A 6,163-nucleotide genomic window follows, 5' to 3' on the forward strand; every position below is an offset into this window, starting at 1 on the left:
GTTCACTGCCAACATTTTCCTTACAAGCTAAAGCCGAACGCCCATTAATTCGCATAGCACAGCTACCACAAATAGTATTGCGACAATTTTTGCGAAACGCCAAAGTTCCATCTTGCTCCCACTTAATATGATTGAGGCAATCCAAGATTGTATTACCTGCTTCGGCTTCCACAAGGTAGGTTTGCACAACAGGGGAGGAATTTTGTTGCTGTCGAATGACCTTAAAAATAACTTCCATAACTACTAACCAAAATTTTAAAATTGTTTCACCAGCCTCAACAATCATGAGTTAAAGCAGGTACTTGCGAAGTGAGTTATACTTTTTCGCCCCTAATTCAAACCCTGGTGTTAACAGGCTGACGATTAAAGGGCGACTGATTCTAGTTTAAGGATAACCATTAAAATTTTACTTGTAGTAAGGTTGTAGGCAAGATTTTTGTCAAATTCTGAGTTAAAAAGCCAAAAATGTAATCACAGCTTTGCATTGAATTGACCTGTTTAGGAATGTAAAGGAAAGAGGGTTTGCTTAAAAAGTAACTTAAGTTGATCTTTGACCTAGCGATCGTATCCAAATGAAATACATATGAAGTTAGCAACATGTCTTGATGTCAACTTGAGTCAAGCAGTCCTGACAGTAAAATTCCGCCTTCGCTACCACTTGAGAGAATTTTTTGATTATATAGAAGTGTGAAAGCCCATGTTTAATATATAGTAGTGGCAATCAAGCACTAGGCAGATGTTAAGAGATTTCTTCTTCCTATAGACAGACGTGCAAAATCCTCTGACCGTTTTTGACCTGAAGATAATAAACCGAAGAAAAAACCTCACCACTTTCAAAGAAAAGTTAGAGCACCGCGAAACGCGGATGTGCGAGACTTTTCGCTTTTTGGCTTGCTCTCAATCAAGAAAATATGGGATTGAACTCATTGGTCAAAACTGCTCGGATCAATTATATAAATTTTTATAAAAGCCAGATAGCAATGCTCACGCTTGCAATAAAGGGTTAAGAAAATCGTCACTGCTTTTTTCAACTTTCAAGTCCAGGAATTTAAATAAAAATTTACCAGCAACTTTAATTCAAAATTAAACAACTATTTTGCTATTATTAGTCCATGCTAGTATTTAATATAAAATTACGAAGTAGCAAAACCAGAATCAATAGCCGTATCAGCGCGGTTACTACTGCTTTGTTAATTCGTAATGTAGAGACAAGAAAATTCGCGTCTCTACTGGTGGGACAAAAGGGTGTATGCCCGTAGGACTCTATTGAAATACTATGCTGTCCTAAGCTTGAAAGGACGAGTAGAGAAAACTCTACTTGCGCTTTAGCAAGAAAGGCAAGCACTGAAAGTGAAAAACCTGCAATTTTTTGGGTCTACGATTTATTTGCAGTAGAACCTAACCCCATTTGTAAAGGTGGCTGAAAGTTACACCGCTACAGTAGCGCCAAAGAAGAAAATAGTTTTCTTTCTGATGGCGAATAATGGTTAAAAGTGCCGTAATATCACCAAAATTAATGTCTGTGGCAACTATGGCCTCTAATTGGTTGTGGACAACCATATATAGAAGTGCCTTTGGCTCCTATCGGCAGGAATTCACCCGTTACACTAGGGTCTTCAGTAGCTCTATGCAAATGCTAAAAAATCAAATGCTGGCATGAGACTACATTGTTTATCAGTTTGGAGAGAGTAAGGAAAATTTGAGCATAATGACTGAAACTGCAACCGCGCCATTAACTGGAAAAGCCCTACTTGCTAAAGTAAAAGAACTTTCCACATTACCACGCCGAGAAAGAGCTAAACAGTGTGGCTATTACACTGTTACTAAGAATAATCAAGTTCGTGTGAATCTCACCGATTTTTATGACGCTTTGCTATCTGCTAGGGGAATTCCTCTAAGTCCAGAAGCACCTAAAGATGGTCGTGGTCGTGAACCGACATATCGGGTTAGTGTCCATCAAAATGGTCAGATTGTAATTGGTGCTACATATACCAAAGCAATGGGCTTGAAGGCTGGAGATGAGTTTGAAATTAGGCTGGGATACAAACATATTCACCTGATTCAACTAGGTGAAAGCGATAAAAAACTAACCTCACAAGATATAGATTCTGACGAATCAGACGAAGATTTGGAAGACGAAGAGTAAATTTGCTGATGGTAAGGATAAGTTTCAGGTGATGATAACTTGTCCTTACCCTGACAGCAAACTGGTAGCTAAGTAAAAAATACGATAAGACCCCTTGCAGAAGTCACCAAATTTAGTAGAGTCTTGATTAATCAGCAAGAAATCTATAATGCAAGAAGTCTATCGTGTTTTTTTGTTTATTTTGATAACTTTCTTTGAGTCTTCGGTCAACGTCTTACTGGCGTTTATAGAAAATGCACCGCCACTAGTTACAGTGACGGCATTTTTTGTTTGCTGGATAGTTTGCTGGTTGCCAGTAGCAACAGTATCAGCAATATTGCTTAATTGGCAACCTCCTAAACCTTTACAGCCAGAGCAAAAAATGCCGTTATTGGTGTCACTTTACCTATTAGCTCCCCTGATCCTTTGGGGAGTTGTTTGGTTGACTAATAAATCTTTTTCAAATTACGGCTTTGTTGGCAATCTTTCAACTCTTGGTTTTTTAGCACTAGGTTTTAGTTTGGGAGTGCTGAGTCTAGCTATTGTATTTGGTGGGCAATTCGGATTAGGTTGGTGTTCTTTTGAAAAGTCTAATTTCAAGTTACTACTACCCATATTGCTACCGATTTTCTTGATAGCGTTATTAGTCGGTGGGATAGAAGAGTTAGTTTTTCGCGGTTTCCTGTTCACAGAATTAGCGCAGGATTACCCCGTTTGGGTAGCAGCAGCAATTTCTAGCTTGATTTTTGCCTTGTTACATCTGGTTTGGGAGCAACGCGAAACCGCACCCCAACTTCCTGGATTGTGGCTGATGGGAATGGTGTTGGTGTTAGCACGGTTTGCTACAAGTGGTAATTTGGGTTTAGCTTGGGGATTGCACGCGGGATGGGTATGGGCGATCGCTACCATAGATACAGCAGAACTAATTACTTACACTGGTATTGTCTCTAACTGGTTCACAGGTAAGAACAAAAAACCCTTAGCTGGCTTGGCGGGAATTATTTGTGTATTGGGAACAGGAATAATTATCTGGTTATTCTCTAGGTATTTTAATTTTTCATAGAAGATTTACGTTAACGTAGTTTTAAAAGTGCTGAGTGAGATTCCTTACTCAGCACCGTGATTAATCTTTATGTAGTCTTACGGAACCTGCAACCTCAGATATATATAGTGCATTAGGTAAATCAGCGCACTATATATAACTTCACTCAAAACTACTCAGACCTTTTCATTCTGTCGATTTCTCGTTGTAATTCTTCAATTTGACGGCGTAAAATTTCTGTTTCATTTGCGGAAGATTCTGCTGCAACATTTACCGATCCGGAAGCGGGCGAGCGCTGATAATTTCCTCGGCGAATTTGCTGGTATTCTTCGGATACTGCCCACGACCGTAAGTAATGCAAGCGTTCAACAGGGAAAGGATGGCTCAACATCATACCCTGAGCGCCATTGTAGATTAAGAATTTATATATCTGATTCAGTCCATCTTCATCCAGTGCCTGATAATTTTCTGACTGCTTAATAAACTCTTGTAAACTACATTCATTGGCATATTTGTTACTACCACCAGAGAGTTTCATCATCGTTGACATCACAGGATTCAAGTCATCCATTACTAGTAGTGCAGCGCGATCTGACGATAACTCGGCTTTTCGCCGCCACTCAAAAAAGGCGTAAATCAAGCCTTGGGTGACAATATTACCGATGCCGAAGGTCAATTCTCCCAAGGCAGAAGCAGCACTCATCGCCCACATCGCCATTTGAATTAAAATAGTATGACCACATTTAATATGCCCCAGTTCATGGGCTAGCACCGTCCTCATCTCGGCTTCGTCTAGTAAGTCTAGTATCCCTGTATTTATGACTATGTAAGGATTCTCTTGCCCCAGCGCATAGCTATTTGCTTGGGGATTTTGCGAGACAAACAGTGTTGGTTCTGGGTAAATGTCCAAATCTCGGACGCATTCCCGAAACATCTGGTAAATAGTGGAATATTGACGCGGCCCGACTTGGATGCTGTTACCCATTAGATAGACTAATTGAGGGCGTTCGTAGATAAATTCCACAAATTTACGAGCGATTAAATCAAATCCTGGTAAATTTCGTAAAGCTTGCTCGGCTTGACGATCTAGTGGATGCCTAAAGGCTTCGCTAGATATTCCTGTGTAAGTTGGCATAATTATAGGGTATTGGGTGATTGGTCATTGGTCATTGTCACTTGTACTGAGTTTCAACTGCCTCAACTACCGCGTAGTAATTGCCGCAGCTTCTCCAAGAGTTGTATTGGTCATTAGTTTTAGATCAATGGCAAAGGACAAAGGACAAAGGACAAATGACAAATAACAAGATAATAGAAATGGGGCAATTGGAAGTAAAAGTCACTTTGTATGGAATTGAAAGCGTGTGATTGAGGCAGAAGTTCATTTGTCACTACATAACTTTTTGCGATCGCAAGCGGGGTTCCCTTCCTGGCCCCATCATTTGACGATGGCACGGTTGGTAGCACGCGCCTTGCGCTTGGGACGTAGCGCCCTAATTCAAGTAGGGGCAGTTAGTGGCTATCAAGGGCGGTATCGTACTAGTTTCGTAGCATCAGCCCTAATGTGGCATGGCCCTGTAATTATTGTTGCTCAAGAAACCGTGCAGCAACTTCTACTGCGGGTGGAAATTCCCCGGCTACAGCAGTGGCTACCAACCAATAAATCGATTAGGACAGGTGATGCTTGGCCTGATGCTGAGTTCCAAGGGCTACTCTTAACTTCCCCAGAAGCTTGGTTAAAAGGACAATTGGCTGGTAGCTCACGCTTCCCCCAAGGCATTCCCACAATTATTGATGGGGTAGACGATCTCGAAGATTGGATGCGTCATCAACTTACCCAAGAGATTCAACCCGATGATTGGGATCAACTCATGCTGGCTTGTCCCAATCAAGCTGAGGCAATTCGTGAAGCACGGATACAACTAACACACGAACTTTTTCAGCATCCTGTTAATCCATATCAGTGCTATCTAATTTCTCAGCCAGAAATAGAAATTTTGAGTCGCCTGTATTTGGCTTTAGATGGAGTAAACCTCCCAGATCAGTGGAAAAATTTCTGGCAACAATTTCAAACCCTTGATGAAAATCTGTCCCCCCCTGCTTCCCCTGCTCCCCCTCCTCTTTTCTGGGCAACTATTGCCCATAGACAAGGTTTATTTTCTTTGCACTACGCCCCAATGGAATTAGGGGAAATACTCTCGCCGATTTGGCAGCGACAACCAGTAGTTTTAATTGGCAGCGCTATCGAACCGGAAACTGAAGCTCCCCTTTTTCGCCAGCGCTTGGGTTTAGAAGATTTAACTTGCCTGAAGTTCTCTTCGGAGAGCCAAGCAGAAGCAATTCAACTGTATGTACCCTATAAGTTACCTCTACCCAACACACCAGAATTTCAAGCGGCATTTATTCACAAAGTCCGCACACTAGTTTGTCTAAGTGCGACAGCACCAGGGTTAACGGTTGTCTTGGTGGGAGATGTACCACTCAAATCTCAAGTGGCGGCAATTCTGGCTTCAGAGTTTGGTTCGCGGGTGCAAGTAGAAAAAACTTGTTTAGATGAAAATGGTATTTTGATTAGCGGTTGGGAATTTTGGCGAGAACATCAACGAGTCCTGCCAGCACCCCATCTGTTAATCATTGCGACTTTGCCCCTACCATCTTTAGAAAATCCTCTGGTAGCTGGTAGGGTAGCTCTTTATAAACGATCGCATCAAGATTGGTTCCGTTTATACTTGTTGCCATCTGCTTTAAATGAATTACAACGGGCGATCGCTCCAGTACGAGAAAGTCAAGGGATTGTGGCTTTGCTTGATAGTCGTGTAGTTAACCGCAGCTACGGCGCTCAAATTCTCGCAGCTTTAAGTCCACTGGCACGTATTAACTATCTCGATCCCAGCCTGTTTTCCCATACTGATGAGGAAAATTCCGCCTAAAATTCAGTTACCAGTGACGCCACTTGCTCTACTTGGGGAGACCCCAAGACCGCAGTGGCTCCCCAATGC

The 6,163-nt window shown here is 41.8% G+C and carries 5 protein-coding genes and 1 pseudogene; 3 read left to right on the forward strand and 3 right to left on the reverse strand.

Annotated elements, in window-relative coordinates:
- Window positions 1–238, reverse strand: a 238-nt coding sequence (locus RMY16_RS32885; RefSeq protein WP_322739886.1) for a 2Fe-2S iron-sulfur cluster-binding protein, incomplete at its 3' end; no start/stop codon positions are given.
- A gap of 1,160 nt (window positions 239–1,398) precedes the next feature.
- A complete protein-coding gene (locus RMY16_RS32890) occupies window positions 1,399–1,560 on the reverse strand; it encodes a hypothetical protein (protein WP_322739887.1) in 162 nt (53 codons plus the stop codon).
- Between the two features lie 148 nt (window positions 1,561–1,708).
- Between RMY16_RS32890 and RMY16_RS32895 the strand changes: the two genes are divergently transcribed.
- Window positions 1,709–2,146 (forward strand): AbrB family transcriptional regulator, encoded by a 438-nt coding sequence (locus tag RMY16_RS32895; RefSeq protein ID WP_094350106.1) that lies wholly within the window; start codon window positions 1,709–1,711, stop codon window positions 2,144–2,146.
- Between the two features lie 361 nt (window positions 2,147–2,507).
- A pseudogene (locus RMY16_RS33275) lies at window positions 2,508–3,008 on the forward strand (lysostaphin resistance A-like protein); the annotation flags it as partial.
- A 331-nt stretch (window positions 3,009–3,339) separates the two neighbouring features.
- Here RMY16_RS33275 and RMY16_RS32905 read toward each other — a convergent pair.
- A complete protein-coding gene (locus RMY16_RS32905; protein WP_322660153.1) occupies window positions 3,340–4,302 on the reverse strand; it encodes a M48 family metallopeptidase in 963 nt (320 codons plus the stop codon).
- Window positions 4,303–4,528: 226 nt separating this feature from the next.
- Here RMY16_RS32905 and RMY16_RS32910 point away from each other — a divergent pair, with 226 nt between their 5' ends.
- On the forward strand, window positions 4,529–6,094 hold the full coding sequence (locus RMY16_RS32910) for an ATP-dependent DNA helicase (protein WP_322739889.1): 1,566 nt from the start codon (window positions 4,529–4,531) through the stop codon (window positions 6,092–6,094).
- The last annotated feature ends 69 nt before the right edge of the window (window positions 6,095–6,163 follow it).

Origin of the sequence: Nostoc sp. DedQUE12b (genome assembly GCF_034530835.1) — a bacterium.
Classification (GTDB): Bacteria; Cyanobacteriota; Cyanobacteriia; order Cyanobacteriales; family Nostocaceae; genus Nostoc.